The 17,359-nt window shown below is 62.2% G+C and carries 12 protein-coding genes and 2 pseudogenes; 4 read left to right on the top strand and 10 right to left on the bottom strand.

Translation table 11 applies throughout. The features are described 5' to 3' along the window. Positions 1 to 12 precede the first annotated feature (12 nt). The 5 genes from ACF8GB_RS12735 to ACF8GB_RS12715 all read right to left on the bottom strand — a co-directional run bounded on the left by ACF8GB_RS12735 (position 13) and on the right by ACF8GB_RS12715 (position 6,032). Entirely contained in the window at positions 13 to 747 is a 735-nt protein-coding gene (locus tag ACF8GB_RS12735) for a molecular chaperone (protein ID WP_392527132.1), read from the bottom strand. Further along, the gene (locus ACF8GB_RS12730; protein ID WP_145256814.1) at positions 737 to 2,086 is read right to left on the bottom strand and encodes a fimbrial protein; all 1,350 of its coding nucleotides are present in this window, start codon (positions 2,084 to 2,086) and stop codon (positions 737 to 739) included. The genes ACF8GB_RS12735 and ACF8GB_RS12730 overlap by 11 nt, the downstream gene beginning before the upstream one ends. Beyond that, positions 2,083 to 4,674: a fimbria/pilus outer membrane usher protein gene (locus ACF8GB_RS12725; protein ID WP_058638622.1), complete on the bottom strand. Its 2,592-nt coding sequence runs from the start codon at positions 4,672 to 4,674 to the stop codon at positions 2,083 to 2,085. The genes ACF8GB_RS12730 and ACF8GB_RS12725 overlap by 4 nt, the downstream gene beginning before the upstream one ends. Then, positions 4,658 to 5,413, bottom strand: a complete 756-nt coding sequence (locus ACF8GB_RS12720; RefSeq protein WP_145256817.1) for a molecular chaperone — start codon at positions 5,411 to 5,413, stop codon at positions 4,658 to 4,660. The genes ACF8GB_RS12725 and ACF8GB_RS12720 overlap by 17 nt, the downstream gene beginning before the upstream one ends. Positions 5,414 to 5,486: 73 nt before the next feature. After that, on the bottom strand, positions 5,487 to 6,032 hold the full coding sequence (locus ACF8GB_RS12715) for a fimbrial protein (RefSeq protein WP_078479122.1): 546 nt from the start codon (positions 6,030 to 6,032) through the stop codon (positions 5,487 to 5,489). 146 nt (positions 6,033 to 6,178) lie between these two features. On the opposite strand from ACF8GB_RS12715, the gene ACF8GB_RS12710 reads away from it, so the two are divergent. Then, positions 6,179 to 7,135 (top strand): arsenic resistance protein, encoded by a 957-nt coding sequence (locus ACF8GB_RS12710; protein WP_392527131.1) that lies wholly within the window; start codon positions 6,179 to 6,181, stop codon positions 7,133 to 7,135. Positions 7,136 to 7,141: 6 nt separating this feature from the next. Here the strand turns inward: ACF8GB_RS12710 and ACF8GB_RS12705 are convergent, their stop codons facing one another. Both ACF8GB_RS12705 and ACF8GB_RS12700 read right to left on the bottom strand, forming a co-directional pair. After that, positions 7,142 to 9,115 (bottom strand): choline BCCT transporter BetT, encoded by a 1,974-nt coding sequence (locus ACF8GB_RS12705; RefSeq protein WP_197844702.1) that lies wholly within the window; start codon positions 9,113 to 9,115, stop codon positions 7,142 to 7,144. A 164-nt stretch (positions 9,116 to 9,279) separates the two neighbouring features. Continuing rightward, positions 9,280 to 10,164: a homocysteine S-methyltransferase family protein gene (locus ACF8GB_RS12700; RefSeq protein ID WP_178102749.1), complete on the bottom strand. Its 885-nt coding sequence runs from the start codon at positions 10,162 to 10,164 to the stop codon at positions 9,280 to 9,282. Positions 10,165 to 10,282: 118 nt separating this feature from the next. Here ACF8GB_RS12700 and ACF8GB_RS12695 point away from each other — a divergent pair, with 118 nt between their 5' ends. Beyond that, on the top strand, positions 10,283 to 11,104 hold the full coding sequence (locus tag ACF8GB_RS12695) for an ABC transporter substrate-binding protein (RefSeq protein WP_058638626.1): 822 nt from the start codon (positions 10,283 to 10,285) through the stop codon (positions 11,102 to 11,104). Then, on the top strand, positions 11,101 to 11,922 hold the full coding sequence (locus ACF8GB_RS12690; protein ID WP_058638627.1) for an amino acid ABC transporter permease: 822 nt from the start codon (positions 11,101 to 11,103) through the stop codon (positions 11,920 to 11,922). Before ACF8GB_RS12695 ends, ACF8GB_RS12690 begins: the two co-directional genes overlap by 4 nt. A 70-nt stretch (positions 11,923 to 11,992) precedes the next feature. Here ACF8GB_RS12690 and ACF8GB_RS12685 read toward each other — a convergent pair. From ACF8GB_RS12685 to ACF8GB_RS12675, 3 genes and pseudogenes are all read right to left on the bottom strand, one after another. Continuing rightward, a pseudogene (locus tag ACF8GB_RS12685) lies at positions 11,993 to 12,442 on the bottom strand (methyl-accepting chemotaxis protein); the annotation flags it as partial. 102 nt (positions 12,443 to 12,544) lie between these two features. After that, positions 12,545 to 13,231, bottom strand: a pseudogene (locus tag ACF8GB_RS12680) (PAS domain-containing protein); the annotation flags it as partial. A 176-nt stretch (positions 13,232 to 13,407) separates the two neighbouring features. Beyond that, positions 13,408 to 15,183, bottom strand: a complete 1,776-nt coding sequence (locus ACF8GB_RS12675) for an EAL domain-containing protein (RefSeq protein WP_392527129.1) — start codon at positions 15,181 to 15,183, stop codon at positions 13,408 to 13,410. Positions 15,184 to 15,394: 211 nt separating this feature from the next. Between ACF8GB_RS12675 and ACF8GB_RS12670 the strand changes: the two genes are divergently transcribed. Beyond that, on the top strand, positions 15,395 to 17,350 hold the full coding sequence (locus ACF8GB_RS12670) for an ATP-binding protein (protein ID WP_392527127.1): 1,956 nt from the start codon (positions 15,395 to 15,397) through the stop codon (positions 17,348 to 17,350). The last annotated feature ends 9 nt before the right edge of the window (positions 17,351 to 17,359 follow it).

Here is a 17,359-nt window from a genome sequence, read left to right as displayed (position 1 = left end):
ACGTGGCCTTGCTCAAGGGCTGATGGACACGGGGTGTGTGATGGGCCGCTCACCGCGTTGTGCGTTACCCTCGTCATCGAGCCATGAAAAGCGAAACGTCGCGTCGCTAGGCACGGTGGCCGGTGCCGTCTGCCATTGCATACTGAACGGTGCCAGCAAAGGCGCATCCAGAGCGATCGAGCCCTTGCCTTCGCCGATCTGCGCGTGGGAGAGGGAGATGTAGAACGGCGTTGGATTGCGCAACTGGACACTGCGACCTTGGGCCGTGACCACCAGGTGCGAAGGTGCTAGCTCAGCCTTGCTCGACAAACCCTGGGGCCGGTAGATGACTTTCAACTGAGTGCGGAGCGTGATCGTCAGACGCGTCGCACCCTCGTCCAGCACCTCGGTTGGCCGAGGTGGAATCTCGTACACATTAAGCCAGTACAACGACTCTCGATCCTGGGCAAGCACCTGCCCGGTCGTGACGAGGCGCACGCTTCGCTGCTGTTGGGGTTCAAGCCTGAACATCGGGGGAAGCGGCATGATCGGTGCGCTCGCGGTGTCCGGCGTGACAGCCAGGTCCCCATTGTCGACCCAAGTCTGGACCACGACCGGATAGGCGTTTTGATTGACCAGTGCCAGTGAGGTTTCGCGCTGGCCTTCATGCACGATGACCCTCGTGCGCTCGGCAGTGACCCCAGCGTTGGCGAGCGTGCTGATCAGCATAGCGACCAGCAGCAGACGTTGCCCACAGCTACTGAACACGTATCACCACCTGCGCTGTGGCCTCGACCCGGCCAGGCCTTACGGTAGGCAGGGTGCCGGTGGAGAGTTTCTCCAGACGCGCTCGGAATGTCTCGGTGTATTGGCCGATGCCATTGACGGTACCGGTCAGGTTAGCAGCGCTGCTGATCACCGGGTACCAACCCCGGCTAGCCGCACCACTGCCATTGGCAGAATCCTCATTGGCCAGCAAATTGATGGGCGCACCGCCGCGCAGCAGCCGTATGCCTACGCCCTGCGCCACGCCTGCCTGGCCATAACGGTCCGCCAGCAGGTAGGTCAGGCCGCCCTGAGCATTGACCAGGCCCAGGGAAGACGACGCAGCCAGGGCACCGGAGGAAACCTTGATGCCAATGGCCGTACCGTTGGCGCTGGTGCTGTTCACGATGTTGCTCTGGCAGCGAAAGTTGATCTGAAAGGGCATTTCGCGGCGGCCGCCCGCGTTGATTTCGCTCACGCTGATCGAGGGAAACACGACATAGGGGGTGACACTGGTGACGCTGCAGGTGGGATAACGCTTGAGCGTGACCTTGTTGTACAAGCCCAACGCACCAGGCCAGTTCCCGTACCAGCCACTCCAGTTTCCATAGTGCGTTTGACCCACTGTCGGATAGGCCAGCCCAGGCCCCTTGATGGCGATATAGGCCGCCGGCTGTGCGTAGCCGTAAAGCTGCGATGAAACCGTTTCGCTGTAGTAGTTGTAGCTGGGATCTTTGGGTGCACTGAACAGCTCCGCGCGAACGGCACTGAGGTTCTTGGCCTTGACCAGCTGATACCCGCGCGAGTCGGTGTCCAGCCCCGTGAGCCGCCGCTCCTGCCAGACGTCGGTGAACAGTTGGCCGGTTGCCAGGTGAGTCAGGCGCAACAGCACATTCGTCCAGGCTGTCCGGTAGGCGCTGCGCAAGCCCAGGGTGTTGCCGACGCTGTCGCCCCCCTGGAACCAGCCGCTGTAGACGTCGTCACCATTGGTGGAAAACATCTCGTAAACCGCATCCCGGGCCTCGCAGCGAAAAAACACGTATTCCGGGTTGAATCCGGCCGTAGCACCGTATTGGGTGAAAGGCGCTACCGAGCTGGCAATCAACGAACCGTAAGGCTGAAAGCTGGGGTCGCTGACGTTGATCACGCTAGGTAAGCCCAAGGAGCCATTGCAGGTATCACAGCCACCGGCCCACGCACCGGCAGTGCCCTCCCCGGGCCGGATGGCATCGTTGGCCGTGGTAGTGGCGGCGCCCACATAGGTGACCTTGTAACAAGTCGCCCAGGCGTTCTGAACGGTTGCGAACACAAAGGCTGCCAACAGCCAAGCCCTGAACGTCATGAGGGTTCCTCGTTAGGCGTGCATGTACTTTTCAGATGAATGAAGCCTTGGCTGTCATGGGCGTTGCTGCTGTTGACGTCGAAGGGCAACAGGCATGCCTGGTCGGGGCCTGAGCCCCAGCGGACCTGCAGGCGCCCGCTGTCGGCCTGGGCGCGTGCATACACCTGCCCGCCCTGTCCCACCATGCCAATGACGGTGCCCTGCTCGTCCAGCACATCGGCGCCCAGCGCAATGGCACCGCCGCCTGGCAAGCTGGCCTGGATCAACAGGGCATGGCCGATCAAGGTCTTGAAATCGACCAGCACCGCAGCACCGGCGTAGGGCGCGACCTTTCGTTCCGTTTCGATCAGCTCGGCCTGGTCACCCATGCCGCTGGGGTCGAGCCCTACCGGGTTGTACCGGTAGGGTGACAGCGAAGGCACCACCGCGTAGCCATCCGCGTTCACACGAGCCCCCTGCCCGCCCCGGATGATCGCGCCACCTGCGCCCTTGGCCCGCACCAGCGCGAAGGTGTCCCCCACATAGGGCCCCAAGGTCAGGCCGCCTCCATGCAGGACGGCTGCCCCGCGAATGCCACCATTGACCTGCCGGTAATCGGCGCTTTGCGAGTAACCGCCGTTGAATGTGGCAACGGCGCTTTGTGCCTGGAGATTGCCCGTCCAGTTCGTCCCGCGTCCGGCGCTGTCACGACTGGCCGCGATTGCGTAGCTCATGTCGCGCTGGGCTCCCAGGGTGCCGTTGATGCCCGTCTGGAAACTGCTGCCCTTGGTATCACCTGAGCGCTGCGTCAGCATCGAGCTGATACTCGGTGCCCGGGTCGAGCTGCCCAGGGGCATGGAGAGCGTCAGCGTCAGGGTATTGGTGCGATTGCTGGTGTCGTGCTGGTCTGCCTGGTTGGCGAAATCGGGCACGGCAGCACTGGTCACCGTGTCCCGGTACCACGTCGTGCGCTGGCGTGAATAGGCCAGGCTGTAATTGAGCTGCCGCCAGGTGTTGGAATAACCGAACTGCACCTGCGTATCACGGCTTTTGCCGTCGTAGTAGTCGCTGCTCGAGCCAGACAGATACAGATTTCCGTATCCCCCCAGCCCTTGGTTGACCAGCAAGGTCAGTTGATTGCGCTGCTTGAAACTGGTCGAGTCCCAACTGTCACCCCGCTCGGAGGCCTGCCGCGCACCCAGCGCATCAGCCAGATCCCGGTACCCTTGGGTTGAGTATCGATACCCGGCAAGGTTGAGGGTGGTGTTGGTGGGCTGAAAGGTACGGCTGTAGCTAAGCCCCATGCGCCAGCCTTGCTTGCGCTGTTGGTTTTCAACGGTGGCACTGGAAAACGTGCTGTTGACGCCGAAGGCGCCATAGGGCGTTGCCAGTACGCCACCGCCCAGCACAGCCAGGTAGTCCTGCGCTACCCGAGCGCCCAGGTTGGCCGAAATAGTATTGTTAAGGCCCCTTTGGTAAGTAGCCTCGGCAAAAGCCCCTTGGTTCGCACCGGTCTGGCGTACCTCACCCAGCGTGGCGCTGTAGCGAGAGATGCCCGGGCGGATGGAGTCGGGCACCGCCGCATACGGGACAGTGAAGCGTGTGATGCTGCCGTCAGCCTCGATTACCTGCACGTCCAGGTCACCGTTGTAGGCCGTACCGTACAGGTCGTCGATAACAAAAGGGCCCGCCGCCACCGTGGTTTCGTGCACCTTGCGGCCATTCTGACTGATCACCACGCGAGCGTTGCTCACCGCTGTGCCGCGCACCTGCGGGGCATATTGACGCTGTGAGTCGGGCAGCATGCGATCGTCACTGGCCAGGCGCACGCCCCGAAAGCCGATGCTGCCGAACAGGTTGCCTTCGGTGAAGCTGTCGCCGACCGTCAGTTCGCTTTGCCAAGGGGCAATGGCACGCTGTGCATACGTGCGAATGCTGTTCCAGCGGCTGACCGCAGTGCCCCCAAAGCTTGAGTAGCTGTAGTTGGACTGGTGCCGCAAACGCCACAGCCCAACGTTCACGCCCGTGTTCAGACCCAGGTAGCCGTAGTTGGCCGCCTGGCTTGCTGATGCTTCGTAGCGAGAGTTGTAGAGGCTTGCGTCGTAGTTGACGAAGCCCATCGTGCCGCCTGCGTCCCAGTCCTGCGGATCGACGTAGCCGCGCGGCTTGATGTCGAGCAATGCCTGGGGCACGGAGAGGTCCAGGCGCAAGCGAGCTGAGTCGTATTGAAACGTTGCCCCCGGTAGCCGCGTGCTCAGCGCCAGGCACTGGGCTGCGTCGGCGGTAGGTGTTTCAAGCGTGCGGGCGTTCATGTGTTGATGCAGGTACCGTTCGGAAAAACAGGGTTCGACGACATCGTCTTGCAGTCTGAAACTCACTTCGCTTCGGTTGACGTAAAGCGTGTTCACGTACACATCGACCAGGTAAGTACCCGGGTCGATCTGCTGCGCACGATTGAAACGCTCCAGGCTGCCACCGGCCAGACCCGAGCCAAGCAACAGGCTGTCGTCGAAGCGGTACTCACCCTCGCCATGGGCCAGCCGGGCCATCATCCAGGCGAGGCCGCACAGCAGGACCGAGGTGCGCCGCAGATTAGCGCTGCAAGCCATGAGTGATGCCCACACGTGCACCGTAGTCGTTGATCAACTGCGCGTTGAGCTGCGCCGCTGTACCTGTGAGCGCTCCGGTGGCCTCTGGCGTCCACTGCACCGAACCGTAGGGCGGCACCATGGCAGCGCGCAGTTTCACCTGTCTGTTGCCGACAGTGATCGTCGCGGCCCCGAACGAGGCATGGAAGCCCGTCGGATTGTCGACGAGCACGTGCCAGCTGGCGCCGCTCTCGACCAGACTGAAACGTAGTTTTTCAGGCAACTGCTCGACCGTGCCGGCGATGCCAGTAGGGCGGTAGAACAGCTTCAGGCGATTACGAAGGATCAGCAGCATCTGGCTTCTGTCAGCCTGTGCGGCGTTGCGCGGGGGGATCTGGAGCACGTTCAGATAGAACACCGACTCGCGGTCCTGAGGGAGCGCCGCGCCGGTATAGATGAGCCTCAAGGATTGTCCGCTGCCCGGAGCCACGCGTGACACGGCCGGATTGACCATGAACGGCGCCTTGGCAGTTTCTGGCGTAGACGCAGGATCATCGATATCCACCCAGGCTTGCACGACATTGGCGAAGGGGTCCTGATTGGTGAGCTGCAGGGTTTTTTCCTTCGCATTGCCGGGGTAAATGACCCGTGTACCCGTCACTACCACGCTGGCCTGGACGAGGGTCGCGCCCGTCATGCCGAGCACGAAGGCAAGCGCAATGGCGACCAGCCTGAGCCGGCCCACTGGCAAAGTTCTCATGCAGATACCTCGAAGGACTGCCGCCCTGGATACGAGCCCCCGGGCGGCAGTCGGAAAAAGTGGCGTGCGCCAATTACTCGTAACGCAGGGTGTAGGTAACCGCGCCAAGCACAGGGCCCGCAGTAACGGTGGCGGCCTCGGACACGTAACGCACGGCATAGTCGTGGCTTGTGGAGGTCTGGCCGGAACTCAGGATGATTTGTCCGGCGCTGACGGCCGCACCCCCTGCCAGGTTCACCGGGCTACCGCCGGGTGCGTCGAGCAACTGCAGTGCAACGCCGGTCGCGCCATTGGTGGCGGTGTTGGTCAGGTTGCCCAGCGATGTCGGATTGGTGGCCTGGAACAGCGTGGTGAATTGCTCGTTGGCGTCGGTCGGCGCGGCGCAGCCGGTCAGGCGCAGGGTGAATTTGGTCTCCCCGGTGTTTTTGCCGGTGCTGCCACTCAGCGCACTGGCTGGCACGCTTTGCATGACAACGGTTGGCTCGGTGTTGCCATCGACGACAGCAGAGCAGGTCTGATCGGTGACTTCTCCGCTGAAGGTGATGGTGTTGGCCGCGTTCGCCAGGCCGGGAACGGCCATGGTTGCAGCTGCAGCGAAAGCGATAGCGCGAATATTCATTACAGCGTCCTGTGGTTGTTATGTGGGCTGCGCATAGAATGCAGCCCTGGCGCTGTTGGATAACTCAGACGAGTCTTAAAACGGCCACACGCGCTCGATTGCCGCATCGCGCTACAGCGCTGCACTTTTTCCAAGCAGGTACGTTCTTGACCAGAGACCAACTCGAAACCCGGCAGACACCCCTTTATTTCGCCACCGTGCTGGTGGCCATCGCCTTCGGCCTTGTAGCCGATGCCAGTGCCTCTGTCCTGGAAGCACTGATCACGCCAGCCATCGCCGTGCTGATGTACGCCATGTTCCTGCAGATACCCTTTCTGCACCTGCGCGCGAGCCTGGCCAATCGGCGGTTCATGACTGCCTTGCTCCTGGCTAACTTCGTGCTGGTGCCCGTCCTGGCGTGGGCGTTGACCCGTGGGCTGACAGGCCACCCGGCCTTGCTGATCGGCACCCTGCTGGTCCTGCTGGCGCCCTGTATCGACTACGTGGTGGTGTTCACGCACATGGGCAAGGGCGATGCACGGCTCATGCTGGCCGCCACACCCGTGCTGTTGCTGCTACAGCTGGTACTGCTGCCGCTTTACCTGGCGCTCATGCTTGAAGACGGCGACCACATAAGCCTGGCGCTCGGGCCTTTCGTGCAGGCGTTCGTGCTGATGATCGTCGTGCCGTTGGCCTTGGCGGTGCTGACCAGTGCACACGTGGCCAAATCAGAGCGGGTCAGTCGCTGGAACGACGCCTGGGCCTGGATGCCGGTGCCGGCGATGGCACTCGTGTTGTTCGTGGTGATCGCTTCGCAGATCGGCATCGTGTTGCAGGCGCTGGATCAACTGCTGCCCGTGGTGCCGGTGTTTCTGGGCTTTGCGCTTTTGGCACCGGTGATTGGCTGGGCGACGGCACGGCTGATGGGCTTGCCTGTACAACAAACGCGCGCCGTGATGTTCAGTGCCTCGACGCGCAATTCGTTGGTGGTGTTGCCGTTGGCGCTCGCCTTGCCAGAGCAGATACGAACGCTGGCAGCGGCGGCGGTGATCACGCAGACAGTGGTCGAGCTGATCTGCGAGCTGGTGTACGTGCGGGCGTTTCCAGTGGTCGCCCGCACGTAGGCGGGTTCAGCTGACCACGTGCAGGTAGTGCAGGTGGCGCTCGTACTGGTCGAGGATGTCGCCGATCACATCTTCACGGCTCCAGCCCATGACATCGTAGTCCTGCCCGCCTTCGCGCAGGTACACCTCGGCACGGAAGTACTTGCGTGCATCGCTGTTGTCATCGGCATCGCGCATGACGAAGCTTGGCGTATTGAAGGCGCGGGGGCGAACCTCGTATTTGAAGCGGCCCTCACCGGCATGGGAAAGCTCCAGCGTGATGCGGCCGTCTTCGCGCTCATCCACCGTCACTTCGTAGCCTTGTTTGCGCAGCTCCTGTGCCACTTCCTCGCACGCGGGCTTGACCACCTCTCCAATGAAGCGAGTGACATGAGCCCTGCGCGGCATCATCGCGATATTGCGCAACCGACGCTGCCAGCCGCCGTGGTTCTGACGGCCCTGCCGCTGGCCCGGCAACGCCTGGGTTCGCAGACCACGCCGCGTGGCGTCCAGCCCCAGTGCTTTGAACAGCCCCCAGATGGAAAACAGCAGAATGATCGCGAACGGCAGCGCACTGGCGATGGTGGCGGCCTGCAAGGCCTTCAAACCGTTGGCCAACAGCAGGGCAATGGCTACTGCGCCCATGCTGACCGACCAGAACACACGTTGCCAGAGCGGTGAATGTCCCCTGCCGGACGAAGCCAGCATGTCCACCACCAAGGCGCCCGAGTCGGCTGAGGTGACGAAGAACACGACGACCATCAGCACCGCCAGCATCGAAATGGCTGTGGACCAGGGGAAATGCTCGAGAAACGCGAACAAGGCTAACGAACTGTCCTGATCGACCACCGTGGCCAGGTCTTTGATACCCCCGTGCAGGATCATGTGAATGGCCGAATCGCCAAATACGGTCATCCACAGCAAGGTGAAACCTGCCGGTACGAACAGCACGCCACAGACGAACTCGCGAATGGTGCGACCACGGGAAATCCGTGCAATGAACAGCCCGACGAAGGGCGACCAGGACAACCACCAGCCCCAGTAGAGCAAGGTCCAGCCACCAATCCAGTCGGTGGGTTCATAGGCGAATAGGTTGAACGTCTTGTTGACGATATCGGACAGGTACGCACCTGTGTTCTGCACATAGGCCTGGAGCAGGAAGACCGTAGGCCCGACTGCCAGGACGAAGAGCATCAGTACCACAGCAAGGCCCAGGTTGAGCTCCGAAAGAATCCGGATACCCTTGTCCAGGCCGCTGGCTACCGACAGCGTGGCCAGCGCACAGGTGACGGCGATCAGGATGACCTGGATCGTGGTGCTGATCGGAAGACCGAACAGCTGATGCAAGCCGCTATTGATCTGCAGCACGCCGTACCCAAGCGAGGTCGCCACGCCGAACACGGTGCCCAGGATGGCGAAGATATCAACCGCATGGCCAATGGGCCCGTAGATACGCTCCCCGATCAGCGGGTACAGCGCCGAGCGCAGGGTAAGCGGCAGCCCGTTGCGAAAACTGAAGTAGGCCAGGATCAGCGCCACGATGGCGTAGATCGCCCAGGCATGCAGGCCCCAGTGGAAGAATGTGATGTTCATCGCTTCGCGGGCCGCAGCCACCGTATTGGGGTCACCCACAGGCGGGTTGATGAAGTGCATCACAGGCTCGGCCACGCCGAAGAACATCAGACCAATGCCCATGCCCGCCGAGAACAGCATGGCGAACCAGCTCTTGTTGGGGTAATCGGGCTCGCTGTGGTCCGGGCCCAGCTTGATATCGCCGTAGCGGCTGACGGCCAGGAAGACGACGCTGATCAGCACCAGCGCAACGGTAAGAATGTAGAACCAGGCCGCATTGGTGACGATCCATTGCTGAACATGCTCGAAGACGCTTTGGGCATGCTCCTGGAAAAGGGTGGCGTATAAAACCAGCAACAGCACCAGTATCGCACTGGTGAAAAAGACAGGTGGGTTGATGGTGCTCCTGCGTTGTTGTTCTTCAGGCATAGGCATTGCTCCTTCTGACGTTCAGCGCTGCGCTCCATGGTTGGGCAGTCAGAACACGACTGCCCGTGGCGCATGATGAATGGAAGATGCTGAAACCTTACCGTCAGTTCCAGCATTTCCCAAACTTAAACGCTTCGCTTGCTTTTCAGATGCCCTTGAACCCGTCAGCCGAGGCGCTGTTTGAGCTCGGCAATGTGCTCAGGGCCAATGCCGCAGCAGCCACCCACCATGCTGGCGCCGCGTGCGCGCCAGTCTTTTGCCCAGGCCAGGTAGCCCGGTGGGTCCAGGTCTTCGCGCAGTTCGTCCAGCCCGTCGTTGGCGGTGGCTTCCTTGGGCTGGGGTGGGAAGGCGTTGGCATAGGCACCGATGGCGACTTCGCCACCTTGCTGATCGATGACCGAACGGGCGACATCGATGGCCGCGCCGATCACTTCCGGCTGGCTGCAGTTGAACAGCACCGCTGCTGCGCCCAGTTCGATCACCGCCTGCACGGCATCGGCCACCGGCTCACCGGAGCGCAGGCGCGGCACCGTATCGACGTCTTCATCCTGCAAGGTGAAGGACACCCAGAACGGGCGACCGTCCTCGGGCAGGTGGGCACGTATGGCGCGGACTTCAGCGATCGCGCTCTGGGTTTCGGCAAGCCACAGGTCAACGTGTGGCGCCAGGCCCTCAAGCAGCGGCCGCAGGACTTCCTCGACGCGCTCAGGCTGGAACAGGTCGGGACGATAGGACCCGAATAACGGCGGAAGCGAACCGGCCACCCTCACCGGGTGCGGGCCGGTGTCGGCTGCGTGGCGGGCCAATTGACCGGCAACATTGGCCAACTGCCGGCCTTCTTCGGCAAAGCGCGCTTCACCAATGTGGAAGGGGACGACCGCATAGCTGTTGCTGGTAATGACCTGAGCACCTGCGGCAATGAACGCCGCATGCACCCCCACCACCGCTTCCGGCGCCTCGGTCAACGCCAGTGCAGACCATTCTGGCTGGCGGAACGGCGCACCGCTGCGCTGCAGTTCGCGGCCCATGCCGCCGTCGAGAATCACCATCGCTCGCTCTGTCATATAACTACTCTGAAGGTGCTTATGAATAAAATTCATTATGTGGGTTAGATATATAACTATTTAATACCCTAATACTCATTTGGCCAACACTTCAGGTATGAACATGCGTTTTTCCACATTGCTCGGTGCAAGCCTTGCGCTGCTTGCGACCGCCACCCAGGCCTTTGCCGGCGCCACGCTGGAGCGGGTCGAATCACGCAAGGAACTGGTCAATGTGCTGATGGAGAGCTATCCCCCGTTCTCGTTTCTCAATGACCAGAATCAGCTCGACGGCTTCGACGTGGATGTGGCCAAGGCAGTGGCGGACAAGCTGGGCGTGAAGCTGCGCCTGGAGACGCCTTCCTGGGATGTGATCGCCGCCGGTCGCTGGAGTGGGCGCTACGACATCTGCATTTGCTCGATGACCCCCAGCAAGGCCCGCGCCCAGGTGTTCGACTTCCCTGTGGAGTACTACGCCTCCCCGGCTGTCATCGTGGTCAATGCCAAGGATGACCGCATCCACGGTGCAAAAGATCTGGACGGGCGCAAGGTCGGCCTGACCAGCGCGTCGAGCTACGAAAGCTACCTGAACAAGAATCTGGTCATCGAGGGTGACGAGGGCCGAACCCTCGACTACCCCTTCGACTTCGTGCAGATCGCCCCGTATGACACCGACAATGTGGCGTTCCAGGACCTAGGGCTGGGCGCGGGCGTGCGCCTGGATGCAATCCTGACCAACCTGGTCACGGCCAAGCCGCGCCTGGACCAGGACAAGCGTTTCAAGCTCGCCGGTGCGCCGTTGTATGAAGAACCCAACTCGGTCGCCATCGAGAAGGGCGACCCAGAGTGGGATGCCAAGGTTCGCCAGGTGTTCGCCGAGCTCAAGGCAGACGGCACCCTGGGCAAGCTGTCGCAGAAGTGGATCGGCGCCGATATCAGCAAATGAGCACGTTTCCGCCCTCCCCCAAGCCCGTGGCCAGTACCACGGGCACACGCCTGCTGGGCTTTCGCACACGGTTGATGCTCACCTGGCTGGTGATGTTCGCCCTGTTCGTCGGGTTCTTCCTGAGCTTCGACCTCAAGTTCTCGATCATCCTGGAGAAGTTTCCCAACCTGGCCGGTTTCAAACTGGGGCCCAACGGTTTTCTGCAGGGCGCAGCGCTGACGCTGTTTTTGTGCATATGCTCGATGGTGGTGTCGGTGGCGCTGGGCTTTGCCGCTGCGCTGGCACGCTTGTCCGGCAGCGCAGTGCTGGTGGGTGTTGCCAGTTTCTACACGTCGTTTTTCCGCGGTACACCGCTGCTGATCCAGATTCTGCTCATCTACCTGGGCTTGCCCCAGATAGGCCTGGTGCCCGGCGCGATCAGCGCCGGTATCATCGCCCTGTCGCTGAACTACGGCGCTTACCTCAGTGAAATCTTCCGCGCGGGCATCCTGGGTGTTGCCCGAGGCCAACGCGAAGCGGCGCTGGCGCTGGGCATGCGCCCGCCGCAGATTTTCTGCCACATCGTACTGCCGCAGGCCATGCGGGTGATCATCCCGCCAACCGCCAACCAGTTCATCTCCATGCTCAAGGATTCGTCGTTGATCTCGGTGATGGGGGTGTGGGAAATCATGTTCCTGGCCCAGTCCTACGGACGGTCGAGCTACCGCTACCTGGAAATGCTGACCACCGCTGCCGTGATCTACTGGGTGTTGTCGATCGCGCTGGAGCTGGTACAGGCGCGCCTTGAGCGGCATTACGGCAAGGCCTATCAGCGCTGACGGTGCCTAGCGCCTGCCCTTGGCCAGGGGCAGGCGTTGCGTTCATCGGCAGCCGTGCTGCCGGATGGGGCTAACGCCCCGCCTCCGCCACCAGTTTCGAAGAGAACTGGCCCACGGCGGTGACCACTTCCTGCGCACCTGACTGGATTTCCGTGATCACGGTACCCGCCTGCTGGGCCAGGCTCAGACCCAGTTCAGCCTGTTTCCTGCTCTCGCCCATGCTGTGTACCGCCTCCTCCACCAGCGCGTTGTTCTTCTGCACCACCTCGACGATTTCCTGGGTCGCGGCACTGGTTCGCCCGGCCAACTTGCGAACCTCGTCCGCCACCACGGCAAAGCCCCGGCCTTGATCACCGGCACGCGCGGCTTCGATGGCCGCGTTCAGCGCCAACAGGTTGGTCTGCTGGGCGATGCCGCCGATGGTCGACACGATGGACGTGATCAGGTGCGACTGATGCCCCAGCGCCTCGACACCCGTGGACACGTTCGAGACCTGCTCGACGATGCGGTTCATGGTCTCCACCGTGTCCCTGACCGCCTCCGCGCCGCGCTGGGCGGAGCTGTCGGTCTTCATGGAGATCTCATAGGCAACGTCCGCTGCCGAGCTGACCTGTTTCTCGCTTTCGACCTGAGCGGTGATATCCACCGCGAACTTCACGACCTTGTACAGCCGCCCGCGGGTGTCGCGCACCGGATTGTAGGAAGCTTCGAGCCACAGCTCGCGGCCGCCCTTGTCAAACCGCAAAAAGCGCTCAGCAACGAAGCGACCGTCGTTGAGGCTGGCCCACAGTCGCTGATAATCCGGCGACCGGGTGTAGGCCGGATCGCAGAAAATACTGTGATGCTTGCCAACGATTTCCGGGAGCGTGTAGTTCACCGTATTCAGGAAGTTCTGGTTGGCGGTGAGTATGGTGCCGTCCAGTGCGAACTCGATCACCGCCGTGGACCGGGAAAGCGCCTTGATCAGCTCGTCGTTTTCACGGGCCTTGTCGATGGCGGCGGTGACCTCGGTGCCGTAGGCCGTCATATGGGTCACCTCGCCGCTGGGGGCCTTGACCGGGCACCACGCCGCGCGCATCCACACCAGACGCCCATCGGCCGCGATGTAGCGGTAGTCGTCGCTCACCCCAGTGCCCTGGCTCATCGCGGTCTGGAAATCCTTGTAGCAAGGCAAGTCCTTCACATAGTCAGGCGTGAGCGCGCCCATCGATGTGCCGACAAGCTTCGAAGTGTCGATCCCCACGAAGCTGGAAAACCGCGGGTTGACGGCCGTGATCAGCAGGTTACGGTCCACGGTGATTTCAAGCATCTCTGTGGACCTGCTCTGTTGCGCAGCCCTGAGCCCATGAAGCTCCCGTTTAAGTGCCTCGACCTCATCCCTAAGCGCTTTGTTGAACATGGCGATCCTCGTCATTGCGGATGACAACTGTTGGGATTGAACAGGCGCTGACGGGCAGCGCACACCGAGTGCTGCTTCACCTAACGTCAGGCTTGCCGCGGCTGACGCAACCATGCAGCCAGGTCATCTGCCGGGAGGGGCCTTGCGTAATAATAGCCTTGCCCTTGATCACAGCCCCATCCCCGTAGCACATGATGGTGCAGGTCCGTCTCCACACCCTCGGCCACCACCGTCAGGCGCAGGTCGCGCAGCAGGCTGACCAGCCCGCGCACGATGTGCCAGTCATTGCCGCCAGGCTGCAGTTCGGCCAGCAGGGAACGGTCGAGCTTCACGCTGGTGGCGGGGATTTTGCGCAGGTAGATCCAGTTGCTGTAGCCGCTGCCAAAATCGTCGATGCCGATCGAAATGCCCAGGGCGCGGAAGCGCTGGAGCTGTTCCTGCACGGCATCGAAGTCGGCTATCAGGGCGCTTTCGGTGAACTCGAGCTCCACCAGGCTCGGGTGCACCTGGTGTCGGGCAAGCGCTCGCGTGACATCTTCGTATAGCTGACCATCACCCAGATCGAGGGCCGAGATGTTCAACGAGACCTGCAACATCAGGTCGCTGGCCTGCCACTGGGCAATTTGACGGCACACCTGTTCCACCACCCAGCGAGTTATGCCGCGGATGGAAGCGGTGGTTTCCGCCAGCGGAATGAACTCTGCCGGGCTGATCACGCCCAGTTGCGGATGCGTCCAGCGCAAGAGCGCCTCGACCGCCACGCAGCGGTTGCTGCCAAGGTCGATCCTGGGCTGGTAGGCCAGGCTCAACTGGTCAGGTGCCAGCAGTGCGGCTTCCAGGGCATTGAGTATGGCGGTGTTGCGCCGCAGGTTGGCGTCCACCACCGGGTCGTACGCCAACCAGCGCTGATCGCTCTTGCGAGCGGTGTCGGTCATGCTGGCCATCAGGCGCAGGATATCCGGCGAGGCGCTGGCGTCCACGCCCAGCGTCAGGACGCTGATACCGACATCCGGCGTGACCGGTACGTGACCGCTGCGCAGTGGCCCACCGAGCGAAGCCACCAGCGTCTGAAGCCAACCAGCGAGAAAGCTGGTATCGCACGCCTCAATCACCGTCATGAAGCCCAGGGTACTGGCCCGATAAAGGCGGCAGCCGGGCGGAAGTGTTGTGAGCAGCACTTCTTTGACTGCCCGCATGAAATCGGTGAAAAACTCGATGCCCAGCGCCTTGAACAGTCGGTCCATACCCGCGGCCGACACCGGCTCGATGAACACAGCCACCTGGCCGGCCGTCACGGCACCTTCCTTGAAGTCCGTCTCGAAGCGCCGCCGATTGGGTAACCCGGTCATCGGATCGTAGAAGTTCTGCCGGTGGATCGACTGCAGGCGGGCCACCACCACTTTGGCGGCGTTGGTCAGCAGATTACGGTCGCGCTCCGACAAGGCTTGGCGCGTGGCATGGTCGATGATGCACAGCCCACCCAGGCTGACGCCTGGCCGAACGATCAGCGGTGCGCCAGCGTAGTAGCGAATGTGGGGGGCCGATTGCACAAGCGGATTATCCACCGTGCGCGGGTCCTGCAGCGTGTCGCAGATCTCGAGCACCGTTTCCTGGCGCAGGCCATGGGCGCAGATGGACATTTCGCGCGGCGTGCGGTCGTCGGCCATGCCGATCTTGGCCTTGAATACCTGGTAATCGCGGTCGACGATGCTGACCAGCGCGGTAGGGACGTCGAAGTGCGCACAGAGCATGTTGACGACGCCATTGAGCACCGGATCCTCTCCATTTGCCAGGTCCGATGTAAGGCGGTCCACTTCAACCAGGCGCAAGCGCTCGTCTCGAAGGGTCGTCAAGTTGTCCATGAAAGCTCCGGTCGCGGTAACAGCAAATTCTAGCCCAGAAGGCACATTGCCAGCTTAGCTGTGATCGGTTTCTCTCGACAATTGAGCCCCCCCACCGGCGGTCGGCCAAAAAATCTATTGGACGCCTGCGGTCAGCTAGCCTAAAAGGCTGTCAGCCGCGCTTGGCACGGCAGATCGCGTAGATGATGCTCAGCCTGTTACGGAGTCAGCCTTGGCCTGGTTCAAAGAAAGGATTACCGCCATCCTGCAACGCCTGCGACGTGCCGAACCGAGCACGGCCAGCCGCTACGTGGGCGCCGCGTTGATCATCGCTGCGTGCTCCCTGGCGCGCGCGCAGATGTCGCCTGCCGCGCTCCCCTACCTGTTTTTCATTCCTGGCCTGATGCTGATCGGGTTCTGGTTCGGCGCAGGTCCGTCCCTGCTGGGGTGCACCATGGCGGTGCTGATCGCCCAGTATTTTTTCATCGGGCCGCTGGGTTTCGATGCTGACTGGGCCACGTGGGCCAACAGCCTGAGTTTTGGCGTGGTGACCTTCGCCATGGCGGTGGTGTGTGCTTCGCTCAGGCGTAACCTGAGCGCCGTGGAACGGCTCAACGATACGCTCGAGCAGCAAGTGCAACACCGAACGGGGGAGCGCGACAGCCTGTGGAACGTGTCCCCCGACCTGATCTGCACGTTGTCCGAAAACGGCCAGGTGCTGTCGGTGAACCCGGCGTGGCAGGTAGAAACGGGCTTCACTGAAGAACAGCTCAAGACTGGGACGTTCTACAGTTTCATCTCCCCCGCACAATTGGCGAACGCGTTGCGCGAGCTCAACCACAAGCCCATCGTCGAGCTCGACACCCAGAGCGTGCGCAGCGATGGCCAACCCTTGCTGCTCAACTGGCGCATTGCCGGGTTCGAGGGCCGTTACTTCGCCGTGGCACGTGACGTCACCCAGTACCGCGAGCGGCAGCAGGCGTTCGAGCAGGTCAGCCAGCAATTGCAGCAAAGCCAGAAGATGGAAGCGCTCGGGCAGCTCACCGGCGGCCTGGCCCATGACTTCAACAACCTGCTGACCGTGATCACCGGCACGCAGGACATGATCGAGCAACGCCTGGCGCAAGGCCGGCATGACGAACTGGGCCGTTACCTGGCGTTGGCCAGAGCTGCCACTCGCAAGGCCAGCACCCTCACCCACCGCCTGCTGACCTTCGCCAGGCAGCAACCACTGGCCAGCACCACGGTCGATGTGGTGCTGCTGGTGGACGACATGAAAGAGCTGCTGGCCAGAACCCTTACACCCAAGATCGAGTTTCAGCTCAGCCCATATCCGGCGCCAGCCTTGTGCTACTGCGACGCCCATCAACTGGAAAATGCGCTGCTCAATCTGTGCATCAACGCACGTGACGCCATGCCCCAAGGGGGCCGTTTGCAGGTGCGGGTCAGCAAGGTGACAAGCGGCACGGCTGAGCTGGAGCAGCTTGGGCTACGCGCGGGCGAATACATTCAGGTAAGCGTCACCGATACAGGCCTGGGGATGCCGGCCAGCATTGCCGAGCGGGCCTTCGAACCCTTCTTCACCACCAAGCCGCTGGGGTCGGGCACGGGTCTGGGGCTTTCGATGGTCAGGGACTTCGCTCGCCAGGCGGGCGGCACGGCAGTGATCGAATCGGTCATGGGCAGCGGCACCACGGTCAGTCTGCTGTTGCCCGTCCACCTTGAGCCGGCCCCGTCCAGCGTCACAGCAATCACGCACGCCACCCTGACAGCCCGTACCGACAACCGCGGCAGTGCACTGGTGATCGAGGACGAGTGCGCGATCCGGGAGCTGGTCGGCGAAGCGTTGCAGGAGCTCGGTTTCGAGGTGATCGAAGTTACCCATCCTGCCGACGCGCTGCACCTGATCGAACAGTGCCAAGACCTGCAGCTTGTGGTGACCGACCTGGTCCTGCCCGGCGGCCTGACGGGAGACAACATCGCCCAAGGGGTGCGGGCGCTTGTGCCGGCAGTGCGGGTGCTGTTCATTTCAGGGTTGATCGAGGCGCCGGCCAGCCTTGCCGAGCAGCAGCCACATACGCGCTTGCTGCCCAAGCCCTTCACGCTCGGCCAGTTCAAGGCGTGCGTCGAAGGGATGTTCGGTGACCAGGATGCACCCCTGCTGCTGGACCAGGCCAAACGCCGCTAACACCATGGC

Source organism: Pseudomonas sp. xss_4 (assembly GCF_043104125.1).
GTDB classification, from domain to species: domain Bacteria; phylum Pseudomonadota; class Gammaproteobacteria; order Pseudomonadales; family Pseudomonadaceae; genus Aquipseudomonas; species Aquipseudomonas parafulva_B.
The sequence above is the reverse complement of the archived record's forward strand: the minus strand, read 5'-3'. Positions and strand labels throughout refer to the sequence as shown.